Origin of the sequence: Bacteroides salyersiae WAL 10018 = DSM 18765 = JCM 12988 (assembly GCF_000381365.1) — a bacterium.
Taxonomy (GTDB): domain Bacteria; phylum Bacteroidota; class Bacteroidia; order Bacteroidales; family Bacteroidaceae; genus Bacteroides; species Bacteroides salyersiae.
Genome location: NZ_KB905466.1, coordinates 989,400 through 1,010,015 on the forward strand (window position 1 = coordinate 989,400; position 20,616 = coordinate 1,010,015).

A 20,616-nucleotide genomic window follows, 5' to 3' on the forward strand; every position below is an offset into this window, starting at 1 on the left:
TTTATTTCCTTTTATTTCTAAGATAATGATCCAATGACTTCATAAAGACACCACCAACTACCGAACGTGCCCGAAAATTAATATAATCAGCATTCAATGTTTCATACCAATCGCCTAAAGGAACTCTTGAGGAAGTTTCATTCACATATTTCCAAATAGGTCGTATCAGCTCCTGAAAGTCACTCTCCGAATCGGCCATGGTAGCGCTCCATACTGTATCATCTATTTTGCCCCATGTGAAGCGATTATCCAAAGGTAATCCATATTTATTCTGGTTTTTCAGATAGAAAGCAACTTCCTTTTTCATTATTTCAGTAGGCAACACATTCATTCCCAAAGTTTTGTCCCACACAAAATTATACTTCTGACTCCAAGTATCCGGCCGATCAAAAGCCAAGCGATAATGGTCTCCATCATTAGCCTTACGTTCCCATTCAATAGCCATCTTTTTAGCCATCTCAGTATATTTCTTAGCTTCCTCCGGTTTATTTAACATTTTAGCCAGACGTCCATAACCAGCAATAGCCATTATAGCTTTAGCGGATAGATTTGCATTATGTGCCAAATGTCCTGCAAAATCTTCAGTACATAACTGATTTTCAGGGTCCAGTCCCTCCTCTGCCAGATAATTACTCCAAATAGTCAATGTTTCCCAATGTTTGGCTGCATAGTCCGCATTTCCATCAGCAATAGCAATCGCCGTTGTCATAATCAACATATTTCCTGTTTCTTCCACAGGCATGTCTTCCTGATAAGTTTGCCCATTTGCCAATGGATATGTACCAACATCGTGTGCTGCAAAGTTTTTTTTCCAACGTCCGGACTCACTATAATCAAATATAAAATTCAGCATGGCTTTCATTATTTCCGTATTATACTGGATAAAAACAGGACAAGAAGGATACGTCACATCCACTGTACCAATAGATCCATTACTATTATTCTCTTTTGAAAAAAAGAACAATTCATCTTCAGGACCTAAGACCAATTTATGAGCCGCTACCGCCTGACGATAAGAAGCAGCACAAAGTTCGGCATACTGTTGTCCACCAGCTTCAACCGCATCTTTCATCACCTTATAATCCCACTCGTCACATCTCTGCATGGTTTTGGTATAGTTTTTTCGGGCATCGGCCAATGCAGCTTCCATCGTCGGATATTTTTTCTTCCAATACGCCTTCAAGTTTTGCCCGAAGTATTGGACAGAGGCAATGTCGTCATAGCCAATCATCAGATAGCCTTCTGCTTTTTGTTCTTTCACATTACCCATATTTTCACTATACGCCAAGAGGGTTTCGTCCTTATCTAACCGTGCGGATGTCCGGGTTGTTTTTGTAACTGGCAGTATTCCTTTTTCGGCAAAACTCTTCTGAATAGATACTGGAGCCCCCATAGACATATCAGAGGCTTCCGTCTGTTTACCTGCCAGATAAAAATACCCCCAATCAATACAAATGATATCACCGCTTTTACCTAAAACATTCTGTTCTAAAGTTCCTGTTTTTAGTACATGAATGCCAGAAGATTGATAGCTTTCTACACTAACCTCTTGTTCCGGGCTGTTAACTGCCCATTTGGGAGTTGCAGAGAAATAGATCTGTACATCATGTGCACGCTTGTCCAACGACCGAACTTCATAACTAATATAATTAACCGGACTACTCAATAAATCCAGATCGGTAAGAACCAATGGACTCGTAAACTTCAAATCCAATTGCACTGGACCGCAATAAAAAGAATAATAAGTTTGAGTAGGTAATACATTCACCTTTATTTGTTCGGCCTCCGTACCAAAAAAGGACTCTACCTCATCCTCGGTAAAAAGGCCAAAATCAACATAAGCTCCTCCCATCGTATTATGGCAATGAGCTGCAATAAGATTATCTTCTGATGTCAGAGATTTCACTTGTTCCGCATCCAAAGGTTGCACAACATAGTTTCTCCACTTATATCCTGTGTTCACCAGCATCTGCCCATTCAGATACAATTCAAAAATATCGTCATGTGAATAAATCAGATATAACTTTTTCTTGATAACATTTTTATGATCGATTGAGAATTTCCGGCGTATCCAAATATCCCCCTGGCTCCATCCGGTTTTAACGTGAGACATATCAGCACTTCCAAATGCCCCCACACCTGCCTGCCATCCCACATCATTATACTCTTTTTTATACCAATCGGCCAAAGGCAATGTATTTGTATATTTAGCCTGCCATTCTTCGTTCCGAGCATCTTTTAGTATTGCTTTTAATACTTGCTTATCCTTCCCCATAAAACGATAGCATTTACCATCTACTCTCAAAACACCTACTAAAGGATGTTCTGTTCCCGTCCAATGCCTGACGTCATCTTCATACAGTTTATCAGTATGCGACCACGCAGAAATATAAGGGTCAATTGTAATCAATGGATAAGCAGGAGCCCTGAAATGAGAAGCCGGCACTTCTTTATTATTCCCAGCTTCTACATAAAAAGACAAAAAACTTAATAGTAAAAGTAAAATATTTTTCTTCATAATTATACTCAAATTCCTGACGTATTCAATTTTCTAACATATAAGTTATCTTCTGTCAAAACATATAACTCATTCATATCTTTACCACCCAAACATAAAGAATGTATTTGTTCACCGGGTATTGGTAATATAGCTCTTACCAACCCCTCTCTGTCACAAACCTGAACTCCCAGCAGAGTCGCTACATAAAGATACCCCCTGCTGTCAAATACCATATTTCCGTTTTCAGAAGCAAAAGAATCATTGGTACTATGCAATCTGTAATAAGGCTGTTTATCAGAGAATAAATCGTTTTCCGAGGGAACATAAGAATATATCCATTGGGAATTTACTCTCCTCTGTACTAAACGTGAATGATCAGGATATATAGCCAAAAACTTCCCTCCTACCTCATCTTCATCTATTTTTTCTTTTGATTTTCTGTTCAAATTTACTTTCCATAATATATTTCCATTATCTTTCTGCTGAACTGTATATACTACTGATTCATCCACCGGTAAAATACTTTCGGTCCCTTGCATCCCCTTCAGCAATATGTCACGTTTATCATTCATGAGTCTACCCGACGAATCCAATAATAACAAGTTATTATACAATACACCTACCAAAGAGCAATCAGAGAATCGACCTAAATTCTGTATACCATCCTGATTCAGTTTATGGATATTCTGATCAATTGTTTGAAATATAATATCTCCGGAATTATTGGCAAACAGGCTACTGGATATTACTCCTGGTAACTCTATCTCCTGCCACTGTGATTGACTGTCTATAATTTCAGAAAGCATATCATTCCTCGAAACACCACACTCCACCTCTTTCGGCCATCCTTTCCAAAGCCAACGCATTACATCCGGAAAAATATTCTCAGCATGTACTCCGTCATGTCCACCATGCCCCCAAGAGTGAGCTACCTCATACCCGGAAAAGGCCAAAGCTGATTCCATCAGCAAATTACCATCAAACCAATGCCCTAAAAGAGGATTCCATGCATCTTCTGTTCCGTCTTCCAAAAAGATACGAAGAGGTTTAGGTTCCGTTTTCCGTATCAACGCTGGATATTCATTACCACCTCTCATAGCTACAAAAGAGCCAAAAGCACTAAACACACGACGAAATGCATCAGGACGTTCCCAAGCAGCAGTAAAAGCGCAAATACCTCCACTGCTTGCCCCTGCAATGGCACGGTCATTAGGATTCTTTGAAAAGTTTAATAAACGTCCGTCTGTAGTCTTTTTAGCTTCGGCATCAGGCAACAACTCCTCTAACAGGAAACGAACAAAACGGTCGTTAGTAGTATCAAATTCATAGCTTCTGTTAGCCCGGAGAAACTTTCCATTTCTTTCTATTTTACCTGGCCCCACAAAAACACCAATAGTCACTGGCATTTCCCCAGTTGCTATCAAATTATCAAAAACGGTAGTGGCTTTAAACAAAATGTCATCCATACATACGTACAAACAGGCCGGTTTATCACCTTTATAAGCTTTAGGAATATAAATCCAATAGCTTCTCTCCGTTCCCGGATAAATTTTGGAGTTGGTAAAACGAAATTCCAATACCTCACCGGCTACACTTTCGTCAACAGGCTGCTTCGCCGGATCATATGGATATTTTGCATCATATCCGGATTGGGCTGCAACATTTACGCAACAGAAAGTTACAACAATTGCCAATAAAAATCTTTCTACAGTTTTCATATCTTTCCATTTATAATATTCGTCATGGTATCACTTCAAAAGTAAATGTTCCGGATTTCAAATTCACCGGCTCGTCCTTTTGTAAAAATAACGTTGCTGTAGAGTTAGGAGGAACTGTCACTTTATAAATAATTTTTGCCCCTTTCCTATTCCATGAAGATTTAACCATGCCCTGAGGCGTAATATACGACACTTTTACATAACTAATATCTTTCAAAAAATAAGGTCTCAATATCACATTCTTAAATCCCGGACATGCAACATCCGGATTGATTCCTCCCAATGTTTTATAAAGCCAGGCACCAATTTCACCAAACATTATGTGATTTTCAGAAGTTATGGCTTTTCCATCATACTGCCACCACTCATGTAAAGTCGTTGCTCCCCGCTCAATCCAGTTACCCCATGAAGGTTCATCTGTCTGATTGGCTATTCGATATGCCTGTTCTACATTTCCTGTTGTGGTTAAAGCATCCAATAACGCCTGGCAACCAAAGATGCCGACATCCAAATGATCATTGTCCTGTTTTACTCGTGCTGATAAGTTGGCGGCTACTTTAGCACGGCAATGTTCGGGAACAATATTCCAACGCAAAGGCATACTCAACTCCGCCTGATAACCGCTTGCATAAATACCCGTTTCTTCATTCAAAAACTTTTTATTGATTGCAGTTTTTATTTTATCTGCCATTTTTCTATAAAAGAATAAATCATCCTCCTTATTGAATAACCGGGCTGCCTTTGCTATAATATCTACCATCCGGAAGAAACAGATGGATGCCGTTAATTCCTTATTAGATACCGCTTTATAAGGACACCAATCACCCAAACAAGCATCTGGGACTAAACCAGCCGGATAATGTTTCAGAAAAAAGTCTGCATGCTTTTTCATCATTTCATAATTTTCGGCTAAACAGGTAGCATCTCCATAAAATTCATAAATAGTCCAAGGAATAATGGCTACTGCACAAGTCCAATCAACCGTATTGTCCGTTTGCCCCCAGCCACCAGAAGGAATAATACAAGCAAGACGACCATTATCAAACATATTATCCTGTAAATCCCTCATCCATTTTTCATAAAAAGTAATGGCGTCGTAATTGTACAGCCCTGTTTCTATAGCCAGATGGGCATCTCCCGTCCAGCCGTTTTTCTCTCGTTGCGGACAATCAGTCGGAATTCCGATCAAATTGGACAGATAAGAATATCGGGTTGCACTCATTATCTTGTTAAACAAAGGATTAGAGCATTCAAAAGATCCAATTTCCGGAACATCCGTATGTACAAAACAAGAATTCAGACTCTTTTTATCCAGCTTTAAAGGCTTGTCTGAAGTAATTTCCACATACCGAAATCCTTTGTAGCTAAATCGAGGAACAAAATGGTCCTTTTTCCCATCTAAATAAATAATATCCGTTTGGAATTGCTCATCATCGGGGTGCTTTCCGTAACGTTCGGCATTGTAGAAACCAGTCAAACAATCATCATACACATGTTCTCTCTTTTCATCAAGACTTTCTGCATGTTTTATTTTCACACGAGTTCCCTCTATTCCCTTAAATACTCCATCAATTATTCCACACCAATTTTGTCCGAAATCAAACACATAATTGGTATCGCTAAACTTCTTAATACTTTTTGCATGTAGTCTGTCTGTTATACGAATCGGAGGCATGTTCAGAGCCACCAGTTTTTCAGCAGGAGTAGCCACTTCTATTGCCCGTTGCCAATCCCCCCCATTACTCTCTAAAGCATACGTCTCTCTGTTTTCTCTCCTGAAATCATATCCTTCACCTAAATAGATAGCATTAAAAGTTAGCGGGCTTGCTGTTGTTTCAAAAGAACGGTCCGAGGCTATCACTTCTTCTGTACCATCCATATATACGATACGAAGATTCAAACAGAAAGAAGGTCTACCTCTCCAGTCCGCCTGATGAAAATTCCATTCAGCAACCGGCTGATGATTATACCACCCATTACCTAATAAAATACCTAATATATTCTCACCCTGCTTCAAATCTTTGGTCACATCATAAGTAGCATATAACAAACACTTCGCAAAATCCGTATAGGCAGGATCTAAAATATGGTCACCAATTTTCTTTCCGTTGATAGACAACTCATACAATCCTGCTGCTGTAATATAAGCTCTCGCTGATTTAACTTTCTTACTTATACCTATATTTTTGCGGAAATAAGGAGTCGAACGATCTTCTATATCCTTACCGTCGGAAATGAATTTACCTTTCCAATTTTGCTGATCCAACATACCTGTTTCAAAAGAAGATATTACCTTCGATGATTTTTGACCGTCTTTATCAGCAATAGAAACACACCAGTAGTATCTGGTAAAAGGCTCCAATTCTTTGCCTGTATATCTAATCAGTGTATTATTACTCTTCTTTTCTTCAGACCAAAGAATATTTTCACCCTTTAATAAAGATAAAGAATCCGTACTTACCGCTACATAATAAGCAGTTTGTAAAGCATCTGCCCGTCTATCGAATAATTTCCACGATAATCGTGGTGATCTTTCATCAATACTCAACGGCCGACACAAATATTCACATCTCAAATCTATTGGATAGCATTTCTCTTTTCCATAGCAAGAAAAAGACAATAAAATACCATATAGTAAAATCAATATTTTCTTCATAATCTGTTTTTTCTACTTCATGATAAAATGATAAACCCCCGAGCCCAAAAACAAAGTATTATCCTTCATTTCCATACATTTTCCGGATTCCATGACCTCTGTATATTGTTTCGGAATGAATAGAGTAGCAGTGGTATTTGCAGGGATCTCCACTTTCACTGAGAAACCTTGCTCTCCGTCTACCTCCCATTCCGAACGGACCATACCATACAGAGAACGGAAGCTCCCTTTACAAAAGGATAAATCACCAATCGGACGAGGACATATTATAATATGCTTCATTCCCGGCCGTTCCGAGTCATAACGAATACCCAACAATGTATCGTAGAACCATGCCACCACACTCCCAAACATCGGGTGACAACGGGAACTATTCCCATGCCAGTCTTCCCATAAGCAGGAATATTCATCTCGAGTAATGTAATGACCAAAAGAAGGATAAGAGCGTTGAGTTATAAGCTTGTATGCCACGTCGCCATAATTATTCTCTGTCAGTACTTTTAATAATAAAGGAGTTGCCAAAATTCCAGTGTCAAAATGATAACCGAGCGATTCAATCTGACGTAACAACGTGTTCAGTACTTTTTCTTTTCTATCCTCGGGTACCAACCCGAAAGCTAACGGAAAAACATTAGCTCCCTGTCTACTTTCCCAATAGCCGTTCTCGTCTTCATCCCAAAAGACTTCATTAAAATTCTGTTTAATCTGCTTAGCCAACGCATCAAAATAAGGAGTATCTTCTGTTCTATTGAGAACACGAGCGACTTTAGACATAATATCTGTTACGCGATAATAATATGCCGTATTCACGAGCGACTCCGGTAATTCTATCTTATCGGGTGTACACCAATCTCCCAAACACCAGCCATTAGGCTCTTCTTTTACTACAATCCCTCTGGCATCCAAACGAGTACCAAGATATTGAATCCAATGCTTCATACCATCATAATGTCGGGATAACAGTATGGTATCACCATATTGATGATAATAGGCCCACGGCATAATCACATAGGCTGACCCCCATGCTGGTCCACCACCACCGCCACCAAAGGGAGCAGTATGAGGAACATAACCAGTCATATGGTTTTGTGCATCTGCAATATCGTCCAGCCATTTATAAAGAAAACGAGTGCAGTCAAATGCATACAACATACTTTCAACCAACACTTGTCCATCACCTGTATAAGCCAAGCGTTCCCGATGTGGACAATCACTGCTGATGCTTCCATGCATGTTGATTTTTTGAGTATGAATATACTTCCGGTAGATACTGTTAAGTATCGTATCCGATGATACAAAAGTCCCGGTTTCATCCACATCCGTATATATCTCCTTTACAATGAGACTTTGTGCATTCAATGCTACTTTTGGAGATATTACTTCTATTTCCCTGAATGTATGCCATGTAAAACGAGGTTCCCAACACTCTTCTCCATTTCCTTTCAGAATATATGTATCCGATTGTCCAAAATCAATACCTTCCTCACCAATAAACCGAAGTTTTATGCAGTCACCCGCTTCTCCGGAAACTGTCAACATAGCCCAGCCGGCAATCATTTTCGGAAGAACAAAACGATAAACAGAATCATTGACCTGCTCCTTCAATTCGGGGTGATACATTTGCATTACCTTGTCGTACGGAGCAGTCTGGGGATATAATTTACCTTCGGGAGAACGTACTTTTATCGCTTTTTGCCACAATGAATCATCATATTCCACCGAACTCCATCCATCCATTTCTTTTCGGGCATCATACACTTCTCCGGTAAATATATTATCAGAAACCAAAGGTCCGATTGCACACCTCCAACTTTCATCGGAAACGATATTTTCCATAGTACCATCCTGATAAACAATTTCCAATTGTAGCAATAAACGTGGAGTATCATACCACATATATCCCTCAACAGTCCGCCCACGTTGATTGTACCAACCATTACCTAAAATAACCCCCAAACAGTTTTTTCCTTTTTTCAAATATGAAGTTACATCAAAAGTATTATATAGTATGCGTTTGTGTGATTGATCGTCATACGGATACAGAATATGCTCTATGGTACGTTTATCATAATTAGTAACAGCAGGAGCAAGCATCTGATCTCCGATTCTATCACCGTTAATATACATTTCATAAAAACCTAATCCACAGATATAAACTCTGGCATTTTTTATCTCTTTAACAACTTCAATATTTTTACGAAAAAATGGAGCAGGGGCTACATTAGCTTCCAAAGGAGTATCATCTTCCCGGTTGGAAATCCAAGAAGCCAGCCAATCAACTGGCTCCAATCCAATAGCCCAGTTAGCAATAGCGCTCCATTCCGTCACCTGATCATTTTCATCCCAAACTCTAACTTTCCAATAAACATGTTGGCGAGATACAAGTGCTCTCCCCTTATAAAGAATTTGTTGGGATTGAGAAGAATTGACTTTTCCGGAATCCCATAAGTCACCAATATCATCGAATAGTAGTAATGAATCACTCGCTACTAATATCTGATAAGCCGACTGCATTTTATTTCTGTTCTTTCCATTGCAAACATCCAACTTCCAACCTAACCATATGAAGTTCGCTTGTATGGCTACTGGATTTGTCAGATAGTCTGTACGCAGATCAAAAACTCTCATTTCTGGTGCCTGACAAGAAAAGAAAGACAAAACAAGCAATAAGTTTCCTACCAAAATTGTACTATATATTTTTTTCATATAAAATCAGTCATTGATGTACACCATTTGGTTAGAAAGGAGTAAAAGGACGAGTCTGAGATGCAGCCCCAAACTGATAATTAGGCTTATTCCCCATATAAAATCTCAAAGTACCTCCTTTCATTATATCTTCGTACTGAATGTAAGATTTAGAATAAGTTTTTCCATTTAATTCCACTGACTGAATATAGATATTTTCATCACTATTATGAATCGTTTCAATTGTAAAGTTCTTCTTGCCGGGTAATTCAATCTTAACATTCTCAAACAACGGACTACCAAAAGCAAAGACGCCCCAAGAAGGATTTACCTGGTAAAATCCCATAGCGGACAGTAAATACCATGCGGACATCTGTCCACAATCTTCATTACCAATTATACCGTCAATTTGATCAGTATAAAAATTCGTCAATATCTGACGCACTATTTTAGCCGTTTTCCATTGCTGTCCTGCATACGAATACAAATATGCCATGTGATGACTCGGTTCATTTCCATGTGCATACTGTCCAATCAAACCGGTTATATCAACAGAAGCATGTTCTCCCATATCTCCCTCCATTGTGAAAAGAGAATCCAATTTTTGTGTAAAGAGCTTATCACCTCCATACATCTCAATTAAATCAGACGGGCATTGAGGAACATAAAAAGAATATTGCCAACCCGTACCCTCACTAAAAAAGCCATGTCCTCCATGTACTGAAATGATCGGATCATATGGAGTAGCCCATGTCCCATCAACACTTTTAGGCCTGATAAACCGAATAGTCGGGTCAAAATAATGCTTGTAATATTTACTCCTTTTAAGAAATAGATCAAACATTTCTTTATCTCCCAACTTTTGAGCCATCGCAGCAACTCCCCAATCTCCAATTGCATATTCCATAGCAATGGAAGTAGCTTCACCCAGTCTTTCATAAGGAATGTATTCCTGTTCTAATACATAGGGGATACCTTTTTGTTTCAAATAAGTGGCCGACTGAATACATGCCTGAAAAGCTCTTTGAGCATCAAATCCCTTAATATTTTTCAAATAAGCATCAGCTATTACGTTCAGTGCATTATAACCAGGCGTCTGATCGGTTTCTCCCCCAAGTAATGGCCATACCGGAAGTTTTCCCTGCTGATCGTAAATAGCCAGCATCGAATTTATAAAATCCCCCACACGCTCTGTTTGAGTAATTGTAAACAGAGGGTGTAAAGCTCTGTAAGTATCCCAAAGTGAAAATGTTGAATAATTAACACCTTTCTCCGCTTTACTTATTTTATTATCGTGCCCTCTATACTCTCCATTGATATCACAATAGGTGGTGGGAGCAATCAACGTATGGTACATGGCCGTGTAGAATATTTTCAAATTCTTCGCATTTGTATCGGACAGTTTTATGCGACCCAATTCTTTATTCCACTTTTTCAATCCTTCTTTAGACACTTTTTCCAAATCCCAATGTGGAATCTCACCTTCCACATTTAATGCTGCATTCCGACAACTTACTGACGATATGGCTACTTTCAAAGAAATATCAGAAAGATCGTTATCTAAAACTAAAACTCCTTTTACTCCTTTACTATTCAAATCTTTACTATCGACAAATGCACTATCTTCAAAAAGTAACAGGTCTTTAATCGGCTTGTTTGTTTTTAAAACAAAATAAATACGATGCTCCGGCGCCCATCCGTTCACAAATCGATAACCTTCTATTGTATAATCGTCAACTTTTTTTAAACCAGAAGCATAATCTTCAAAACCATTACCTTCTTTCAAGTTAATAAGAATATGTTTCTCCACATTTTGCTTAGGATAATGATAACGGTGTATAGCTACACGTTCTGTTGCTGAGAGTTCGACCTTAATTCCATTCTCCATCAATAAGGAGTAGTAATTAGGACGAACTATTTCATTTTCATGCTTATAATAGGAAGCATAACTACCGGATATATCGTGTTGTTCTCCTCTTTTTGTCCGCACTTTACCCGTAAAAGGCATTACTTGTACATCCCCCAAATCAGTACATCCGGTTCCATTTAAATGAGTATGAGCAAATCCAATAATCACACTATCAGAATAATGATAGCCAGAACACCAATCCCAACCTTTATGAATATTCTGCGGTCCCACCTGTATGGCCCCAAAAGGAACGGAAGCTCCTACAAAAACATGTCCATGTCCTCCTGAGCCAATATAGGGGTCAACATATTGGACATAATCTCTTGCTTCCATCACATTGAAATGGAAGAACATGCTTATCAACAAAACAAATAACTTATTATGATTCATGCGATTACCTTTTTTGTATTCATATTCAATCAAACTAAATTAATAGTTTCCGTATAATTACTTTCTTTTCAGTATTCACTATTTTCAAGACATAGACTCCCGGCACAACAGAAACTTCCTCTACACAATTATTAGATCTTAACTCCAGAATTTTCTCTCCAGATATAGAATATAACTCAATATTGCCAATAGAAAACTTAGAAACGATTCTAAATCCTTTATCCAAAAGAGAAATATTCACTTCATCATTTTTCGACAGATTGATCGAAGTGGGTTCTTCATTTATTTTATCTAAATAAACCGCTTTCACTACTGCATTCTGATTTTTCCAAAGCATTTTCAGTTGGTGTACCCCCTCTATATCCCCAATCATCGCCTTCGAAAACTTAAATGTCTTTGTAGAAAATGAACGAACCAAAGGAACTTCCGCCATAGGAGTCAATTCATTGACTATAAATGTCCTAAGACTCGAATTATGACCTCTCCAACGAATATAAATATTATGCTTTCCTAATACACTTTGTGACAGTTTAGCCGTCATCGTTTTATATTCACCTGTCATTGTTTTCTCCACCGGAACAGAAGTTATTGGCTCAGCCGCATCCTCCAAAAAAATATCAAAAAACGATCTTTCAGATAATTCCTGAGGATTTGTGTATTCAACAGAAAAAGAATTATATGTATATATTTCATCTCCCAGATTTACACTATTAATCTTAATAGCCGTATTATTACCCGTACTGATCACTGACACTGAAGCAGCATCATATGTCCCATCACCCAATATCTGCACCGAACTATTCAAATATTTACCATTTCCATTACCCGCCATAGGGACAGATAAATTATCTGCCTTACAATAAAAAACAAAAAACAGCGCGAACAATAACCCAAATAATCTATTCATATTTACCTCCATGTTCTTCAAGATATTTATTAAATGTAGCACAGAGATCCATCGGTAGCAAAAACTCATAGGTATTGGGTAGATACATTTCCAAACGGGTAAGTTCACGTTTCAACCGTTCGTAACCATCCAAGCCACCATAATTTGCAGCGATGAGATAAACATTACAAAAAACTGGTTTTTGAGTGCTGGGCTTAAATCCTGTCAAATAATTATAGACATCCCCTTCTTTCCAACAATGTGCCCCCTGTGATATTGAAACGACTCCTTCTCCATTTTTTCCTTTTTCATAACGATAGCTCACATTGTTACCGTCATAAACTCCTTGTAATCCACAAGTTCTCATATATTCCCTATAACGTTCTTCATGTGAAGTATTCCATAAACAACCGGTATGAAAACCTGCTGTAGCCAGCCATTCATTATTCATAGCCAGCCACTCATCATATTTTCCGTCGGGATCGGCAGCAGCAGTAGCAAATGAATCACCATAAATAAACTGAAAACCGGAAGGACCTGCCATCAACTCATCATTCGGAGTCAAATTTTTATAAAAATATTCCAACAAGAAAGGATTGAGTTCCTGTAAAGAAGCTGCCATTGTCACTCCAACCGGCACATCTCCTCTTCCTGGAGCACTAAACATATTGTATAAATGATTAGCATCAAATTGAATGTTGTCTCCATCACTCCACACCAAACTCACATATATCTTCCCAGGTTTGGCTTCTATGGCCTGTCCCTTACGTTGCTGAAAAGCCTTACGGGGATAAGAACACCAGAAGCTACCATTAGAGTAGAAGTCACTCACCATAAAACCGACATTATATGGATTAGTTGCTTTATTTAGTCCGTCTCCATCATCACCCGCACCATATCCCATCACAGATGAGCCTATTGGATATTTCATATGAGCACATAATTTTTGGATCATATTAAACCCTTCACTACCCTCTTTAGCTTCCAAATAAAAAATCAAGCCTTTTGTTGCAACAGCATAATCATATAACCTCCAAGGATTAGATTCGCTGTCCTCACGCAAGCCAACAGAAAAAGATAATGTTGGATGGCATTTCCCCTTATCTACAAACTCTGTTATTACCCACTCATAGGCTTCCATTTCATTACTCCATTTATCACGAATATCTTCGACCGGTAAATTTACCCCAAGTTCATCTTGAAAAAAATGCATTATATCTTCGGTCACAGGAATTGCTCCTTCTTGTGCACAAATCATTAACGCCATACACCAAGTCCATTTTTTATCTTTTGTCCAAAGCACCATTTTACTAAAATTATTTTTATAACGTTTCATAAATGATGCAAGCCCTGAATAATTGTATGTTTTTCCGTCCTTTACATAAGAATTATATTGTTCGTCTCTCAATAAATTACATTTTCCGATACCATAAGCATCTTCGAATTGTCTAATATGATGATCTTCAATAATCAGGTAAACCTCCCCTCTCTTTTGATTGATAACTCCTTGGGCAGCCTCCACTATCAATTTAGAAGTATTATCATTATTTCGTAAATCAAAAACGGTAATTGCCTCATACGGACATTGCTCATTCTTAAAATATAATCCAGATTGCGGTTTTCTATCTGTATGATAATCAATCGGAGCAATATTTAATGGAACAGAAAAACTTGTTTTAGGCGCAACCAAATCATCATCTAAATAAAATTCAAATTTAGTGTCCTCACTTACCGGATTCTGATAAGACATCTCAACCCATATGCAATCATACTTCTTATTACCAAAATCAATATTCCCCAAATCTAAAGTCAAATTATTACTCGTTCCCACAACTCCTCTCTCCTCATCAAAACTAACGGAATTCTGTGGATCAAAAAGAGTAGTTACGTTTTGACTATTCATGGGAATAATCAAGGCGTTTTCCGTCGGTTCTACAACCTCCTGCTGAATGGCTTGCGGCATTACTGCCGCACCATTCATTCCCAATAATCCAATCAATATATATTTCAAATTCATATTAAAATTCATATTTGCTCTATTTTAACTGTTTAAATCAGGAATTACTACCTCAAGTATACGAGAGAAATTATATTTCTTTCCCGGATTATTCGTACGAACCCCTATCCTTACCCAATATTTTCCAGCAGGTAAATTTTTCACATTCTTTTCTGTTACGGTAATTGGAGTACCCGGGGTATAAGTAGTAAACTTATGAACAGCTCTCACTGTATATTTAGATTCAGTGTTATTCACCCCTACGTTGGGAGACTTACTGGATATAAAAACCTGTGCCTCACTAAGAGTATACACCCCTTTGTCCACATTGGTTATATCAATTTCTTTTTGTGTATCCTCTACTGTATATTTGATAACCAAATTATTTTGTTTTGTACCACTTAAAGTTATTTCATCAATATTCACCCGGGCATAAGGAGTAACAGCATAGTTCAATTTTGTCATTTCTCCTTTTTCCAGAGTCACTATCTCTGGATCAGGAGCATAAAAAGCACCCTCCTTCAAAGTAATACGATATTCTCCGGCAAAGATTTTTGTATTTGTAAAAGTTCCGTCAGCTTTTCCCCAAAAAAATCTGGCTTGCGTATTGGCATGACCAGCTTCCTCCCAACTCAACTCATAATATTCTATTTTATAACTATTGGCTGTTTCAGAACAGTACAATTCATTAGTCTTTTTATCAACTACCGTTCCTTCTATTCCCGAATTTGGCTCTTCATAATTATCATACTCAAAATATCCGCAGGAAGATAACATAAAGACCATCAAGCACGATAATATATATAATCTACTCATATTTTAACATTTTAATGATTAATTATAATATGGATTTTGTATCAATTTTTGGTTTTTTGCAATTTCACTATCTGGAATTCTCTCGTAATACATTTTCACATCAAATGTATAACGTTGGTCATTAGCATCAACCACTTTAAAAACATACGTATTGTCTCTAAGATCGAAGTAAGGAGATAACCCTGTATAACGTTTTGACTCCATCTCTTTATCAGCGATCCTCCAGCGTCTTAAATCCCAATACGTATGATTTTCAAAAGCCAATTCAATTCTACGTTCATTACGAACTTTATCAATGGTCAAATCAGAACTATTCAAAGTTTTTACACCTGCCCGATCACGAATATCATTTATCCATATCAAAGCATCATCCAAGTGTTGTCCCATTTCTACCGCAGCTTCAACACCGTTCAATAGAACCTCAGCATACCTCATGTCAATCCAATGATGTTCGCAATAATTTTCTTTCAACTCCTCTTTCGGCAAACTCTCATCCAAATATTTACGAACATAGAATCCTGTTCCATTACCGGAATATTTAGCAATTCCACTCTTTCCTGTAACATGATAGACTTTTCCATCTATATCCGTATATGTAGATGATTCCCAGTTTTGACCTACTGTATTAATCTCAGTACCATCTCTTTTTATTATCCCTCCTTGTATATCACATTTTTCATTTTTAAATACTGCATTCGGATAGATAATAGTTCCCCAAAAACGTGCATCCATATCCTTAAATAAGTCAGCTGGATCTGCAAAATGTTGTGAAGTTCCTCTTTCTGCAAAATTAGCAGGAGTTCCGTCTTTGCGTTCAAATCTCTCTACGAATTCCAGAGGAGGACATAAATATGAAGAATATCCTCCACTGGTATACTGAAAAGGTACACAATAAGTGTCATATCCATGCGCATTCACATTCCTTTGAAAATATTTCACAAATATATTTTCAGTACTACTTTCTGCCAAAAAAAGATCTGCGTAATTTTGCTCCTTATTGGTGTTTTTTCTATATAAAGAAAACTTACCTTCTATCTGTTTTACAGCCTGATAGGATTTTTCAAAATAGTCATTTGCCAAAGAAGAATCAATCCCAACAAGACCATCCAAATCAAGTGTGCCATACCGAGCAATAGAACCAGCATACAACATTGCTCTTGATTTTAATGCCCAAGCTGCATATTTAGTAGCACGTCCCTGCCCTAAAAGAGATTCTGTTTCAGGCAACAAATGTGCAGCCCTATCCAAATCTTCTGCAATAAAATCATAACAATACTTTTCTGTATTTCTGGGTACTTTCAAACTCTCAATATCTTCTGTATATTCCTGTGGCTCTTCCAAAACAGGTACCCCACCATAACGTTTTACCATTGAAAAATAGCAATACGCACGAATAAAGTACGCTTCCCCTAACCAAGCATCTACCAAAGCTTTTGAAAAATTTCCCTGATACTCAGGCAATGTTTTTATAAAATAGTTTACTCTACGAATACGACCATAATCCCAGGCTCCCCACCAAGTACCGTCGCCTATAGAAAAAAGTTCATCACCTAAAGTAATCATAGCCTCTCCCGACACGTGAGCCAAGTGCGCCTTTCCGGCGTTATTCACATTAAAGCCATATTGGCTAAAACGAAAGTCCTCTATCGGCAAATCAGCATACAATGTAGTCATATACGCTTTAATACCTGATTCAGATTTAAATATAGCATCATCTTGTATAATATTAATTGGAGGTACATCCAAATAATCACAAGAATGGATAGTCACTACAGCGACTAACAATATTATTTTCTTTACTAATCTCATCATAATCAAACTATTAATTAAAAGGACAAATTTAAACCGAAATTAAAATTTCTCATAATTGGATACAAATATCCATAACTACCAGACGTGCGTTCAGGATCAACAAAATCCAATCCTGTTATTGTAAATAGATTATATCCATTTGCAAAAATCCGACATCTGTCAACTTTAAATTTGCGAGTAAACTTAAGAGGAATTGTATAACCAAGTTCTATACTTTTCAGACGCAAATATGAAGCATCCTGAGTAGTTTGCTGAGAGTCTTTTAAATTAGATTGACAAGCAGCCGGATCTCGTGTTGTAGGCCATTTTCCTGCTATCCAGTTACCCTCTTCATCTTGATGATAGCGGTCATAAAAATGAGACAAGCCATTACCTCCAAAACATAAAGGATACTGGAGCTGTTCTAAATATCTGACATTAAATCCCGCTCCACCTTGAAATAATATATTTAAGTCAAAACCTTTCCAATTAGCAGTTACAGTTGCTCCATAAGTCATTTTAGGATTACTATTTGAAAATTCAAAAACATTCGGATATACATCATTATCATCAATTATTCCATCACCATTCCAGTCTTCATATTTCCAATCTCCTGGTAATAATGTTGAACCACCTTTTCCATCTTGATCCGGTGAATTCCAAATATCTTCCATAGAGGTATATTGCCCATTGGAGCCATATCCCCATCCCATGTCAGAATAACGATTAGAATACTTTCCTCTCCATCTATCATAAGAATTCACAGCATCACCTTCTACTAATTTTCTATTCATTTTGCGAGTAAGAGCAAAATTCAAACTAACAGAATATCTAAAATCTCTTATTTGATTACGATGTCCTAATACAACTTCAAATCCTTTATATAAATCCTGATTCAAATTTTCCTCTGGCATCTCTGCACCAATTGTTCCCGGAACTTCCTGATTTCTTTTTCCCAATAGGCCGTCTCTATATCTCCAGAAAAAGTCTATCTGGAAAGAAAACAATCCATTGAATAAATCCAGATCAGTACCAACATTTAACGTTTTAGAAGTATACCATGTTATACTGGGGTTCGGAAGCCCTCTAAAGCCTAATCCTTTATAAGCTTCTGTCCCAAAAACATAACCTGCACCCGGATAGTCATAACCGGATAAAAATTGATAGCTTGACGAACCATCATCGCCTAACACACCATAAGAAGCTCTTATTTTCCAATTTGTTAAAAAAGACAAAGCATCAGTATCCTTAATAAAATTCTCTTCAGAGATACGATATCCTGCTGAAACAGAAGGGAAAAATCCCCACCGATGTCCTTTGGCAAACTTAGACGAACCATCATAACGGAAACTCGCCTCCAATAAATATTTAGAAGCATAATCATAATTCAAACGTCCAACAAGTCCCATATTAGTCGTTTTATATATTTGACCAGCATCTGAACTTCCTTGTTGCTCGTTATCAGAACCAGAAAATAATTGATCTACAGCATCCATTTCTAAAATTCTTTTAGCCCAAACATTATCTTCCTCTTTCGATGTTTGTTCATATAAAAATAAAAGTTTCACATTATGTTTTTCAGCGAACAGGTGCTCATAATTTAAAGAAGCTTGCAACAAGTTTTGAGAAGCTTCCCATGATTTTCTTCTAACAGCAGAAGGTGCCGCAAATGTTTGTGGAATATAATCCTGTGCTCCCTCATCATACGAATATAATGTATAAGCTTTTTGAAACTCTTTCTCTTGAGACGTTTTGTAGTCATATCCATATAAAAATTTCGCACTCAATCCTTTCAAAAAAGGAGCTTCATAAGTTAAAGAGAATGTAGTATTTAACGTTTTATTTTTATATCGTTTATAACCACTTTTATCTGCATCTGTAATAACCAATGAATTCAATCCAGAATTACTCATTACATTAGCATAATAATTTTCATTTCCATTCGCATACGGACTTTCATTAGGTCTCAAAGCCCATATGGATTTAAAGAGTTCCCAAGTATCTTTATGAGGTTGATTTTTTTCATCTGAAACTCCACTAATCAACATTTCAGCCTTTAAATGATCAGTGATCTTAAAGCCCAAATTTGAACGAATATTAAAACGGTGATAATTTAAATCACCTGACTTCCAAAGTCCATCTTCTCCATAATACCCGAAAGACAAATAATAGTTAGCCCTTTCCGTATTACCACTAGCTGTCACATTATGATGTGTCTGAGGTACCATTTTTCTTAATACCAGACTACTCCAATCCGTAGCTTGAAACTCTCCACTTCTATAACGTTCCAAATCTTCTTTTGAAAAAGTATAATCAATACCACGACCCATATTTTTATCAGCTTCGCGTACCAATTCTACATACTGTCCGGGATCTAATACCTCAGGTAATCCCGTAGGATTCTGGAATCCAAAACTCCCAGTATAATCAATTTGTGTTTTTCCACTTCCTGCCCCTTTACGAGTTGTTACAAGCAATACTCCATTAGATGCCCGCATACCATAAATAGCTGCCGATGCATCTTTCAAAACCGTAACACTTTCTATATCATTGGCCTCTAAACGCTGCAAATCAGAAGCCTCACGAACTACTCCATCAATAACAATCAAAGGACTACCCAATCCACGAATATCCATGCTGGTATCATAACTTCCGGGTTCACCAGTATTCTGTTGAATACGAAGACCGGGCAATTTTCCAGACAACATATTTTGGACATTAACTGAAGGAGTAGCAATAATCTCATCATTTTTTACTGAACTAATTGCTCCTGTCAATGATACTTTTTTCTGCGTACCATATCCAACAACAACTACTTCATCAACTATTTGGGTCTCCTCTGTCATTGTCAAGTTAACAGTTGTTCTACCTTTCACTGCAACATCTTTAGAAGAAAAGCCTATCAAAGAAAACCTCAAAATAGCATCATTAGTATTGGAAACAGTAATACTATATGCACCATCTATATCCGTTATGGTACCCGTTGAAGTACCCACTAACAAAATATTAACTCCTGGTAAAGGTTCACCTAACTGGTCACGAACCACTCCCGACACCTGTTGCCGTTGATTACTTTCTGCTAATAATATTGTACTGCTATTTACAGAAAGAAACAGTAACAAAATCAAGCGTAAATAACAAGAAAACGACAAATGCTTTCTTAGTATTAAATTTTTCACATCCATGCTCATAATTAATTAAAATCGAATTCGCATTGTATAAAATTAAAATTATCCGTATAAAGCTATTATATACTGAATAATATCTAC

Annotated in this window: 10 protein-coding genes; all 10 read right to left on the reverse strand. The window is 37.4% G+C overall.

Going from position 1 to position 20,616, the window contains the following annotated elements:
- Position 1 precedes the first annotated feature (1 nt).
- Genes HMPREF1532_RS04005 through HMPREF1532_RS04050 form a run of 10 tightly spaced genes read right to left on the reverse strand, consistent with a single transcriptional unit; the run spans position 2 to position 20,532 of the window.
- Positions 2-2,518 (reverse strand): glutaminase family protein, encoded by a 2,517-nt coding sequence (locus HMPREF1532_RS04005; protein ID WP_005925183.1) that lies wholly within the window; start codon positions 2,516-2,518, stop codon positions 2-4.
- Between the two features lie 8 nt (positions 2,519-2,526).
- A complete protein-coding gene (locus HMPREF1532_RS04010; RefSeq protein WP_005925184.1) occupies positions 2,527-4,218 on the reverse strand; it encodes an alpha/beta hydrolase-fold protein in 1,692 nt (563 codons plus the stop codon).
- A gap of 22 nt (positions 4,219-4,240) precedes the next feature.
- A complete protein-coding gene (locus tag HMPREF1532_RS04015; RefSeq protein ID WP_005925185.1) occupies positions 4,241-6,874 on the reverse strand; it encodes a family 78 glycoside hydrolase catalytic domain in 2,634 nt (877 codons plus the stop codon).
- A gap of 12 nt (positions 6,875-6,886) precedes the next feature.
- Complete coding sequence (locus HMPREF1532_RS04020; protein ID WP_005925186.1) at positions 6,887-9,580, reverse strand: family 78 glycoside hydrolase catalytic domain; 2,694 nt, start codon at positions 9,578-9,580, stop codon at positions 6,887-6,889.
- Between the two features lie 31 nt (positions 9,581-9,611).
- Positions 9,612-11,858 (reverse strand): GH92 family glycosyl hydrolase, encoded by a 2,247-nt coding sequence (locus HMPREF1532_RS04025; RefSeq protein WP_005925187.1) that lies wholly within the window; start codon positions 11,856-11,858, stop codon positions 9,612-9,614.
- A gap of 34 nt (positions 11,859-11,892) precedes the next feature.
- Positions 11,893-12,765, reverse strand: a complete 873-nt coding sequence (locus HMPREF1532_RS04030; RefSeq protein WP_224203893.1) for a secretion protein Por — start codon at positions 12,763-12,765, stop codon at positions 11,893-11,895.
- Positions 12,758-14,773: a GxGYxYP domain-containing protein gene (locus HMPREF1532_RS04035; protein WP_005925189.1), complete on the reverse strand. Its 2,016-nt coding sequence runs from the start codon at positions 14,771-14,773 to the stop codon at positions 12,758-12,760. The genes HMPREF1532_RS04030 and HMPREF1532_RS04035 overlap by 8 nt, the downstream gene beginning before the upstream one ends.
- Positions 14,774-14,785: 12 nt before the next feature.
- A complete protein-coding gene (locus tag HMPREF1532_RS04040; RefSeq protein WP_005925192.1) occupies positions 14,786-15,556 on the reverse strand; it encodes a DUF3823 domain-containing protein in 771 nt (256 codons plus the stop codon).
- Between the two features lie 18 nt (positions 15,557-15,574).
- Positions 15,575-17,368 carry a RagB/SusD family nutrient uptake outer membrane protein gene (locus tag HMPREF1532_RS04045; RefSeq protein WP_005925195.1) on the reverse strand — a complete coding sequence of 598 codons (1,794 nt, stop codon included), beginning with the start codon at positions 17,366-17,368 and terminating at the stop codon, positions 15,575-15,577.
- Positions 17,369-17,382: 14 nt separating this feature from the next.
- A complete protein-coding gene (locus HMPREF1532_RS04050; RefSeq protein ID WP_005925198.1) occupies positions 17,383-20,532 on the reverse strand; it encodes a SusC/RagA family TonB-linked outer membrane protein in 3,150 nt (1,049 codons plus the stop codon).
- Between the last annotated feature and the right edge of the window lie 84 nt (positions 20,533-20,616).

Coding starts and splice junctions, on each gene's coding strand:
- HMPREF1532_RS04030 (WP_224203893.1), bottom strand. CDS start 12,765: ATGAATAGATTATTTGGGTTATTGTTCGCGCTGTTTTTTGTTTTTTAT.
- HMPREF1532_RS04015 (WP_005925185.1), bottom strand. CDS start 6,874: ATGAAGAAAATATTGATTTTACTATATGGTATTTTATTGTCTTTTTCT.
- HMPREF1532_RS04005 (WP_005925183.1), bottom strand. CDS start 2,518: ATGAAGAAAAATATTTTACTTTTACTATTAAGTTTTTTGTCTTTTTAT.
- HMPREF1532_RS04025 (WP_005925187.1), bottom strand. CDS start 11,858: ATGAATCATAATAAGTTATTTGTTTTGTTGATAAGCATGTTCTTCCAT.
- HMPREF1532_RS04050 (WP_005925198.1), bottom strand. CDS start 20,532: ATGGATGTGAAAAATTTAATACTAAGAAAGCATTTGTCGTTTTCTTGT.
- HMPREF1532_RS04040 (WP_005925192.1), bottom strand. CDS start 15,556: ATGAGTAGATTATATATATTATCGTGCTTGATGGTCTTTATGTTATCT.
- HMPREF1532_RS04010 (WP_005925184.1), bottom strand. CDS start 4,218: ATGAAAACTGTAGAAAGATTTTTATTGGCAATTGTTGTAACTTTCTGT.
- HMPREF1532_RS04035 (WP_005925189.1), bottom strand. CDS start 14,773: ATGAATTTTAATATGAATTTGAAATATATATTGATTGGATTATTGGGA.
- HMPREF1532_RS04020 (WP_005925186.1), bottom strand. CDS start 9,580: ATGAAAAAAATATATAGTACAATTTTGGTAGGAAACTTATTGCTTGTT.
- HMPREF1532_RS04045 (WP_005925195.1), bottom strand. CDS start 17,368: ATGATGAGATTAGTAAAGAAAATAATATTGTTAGTCGCTGTAGTGACT.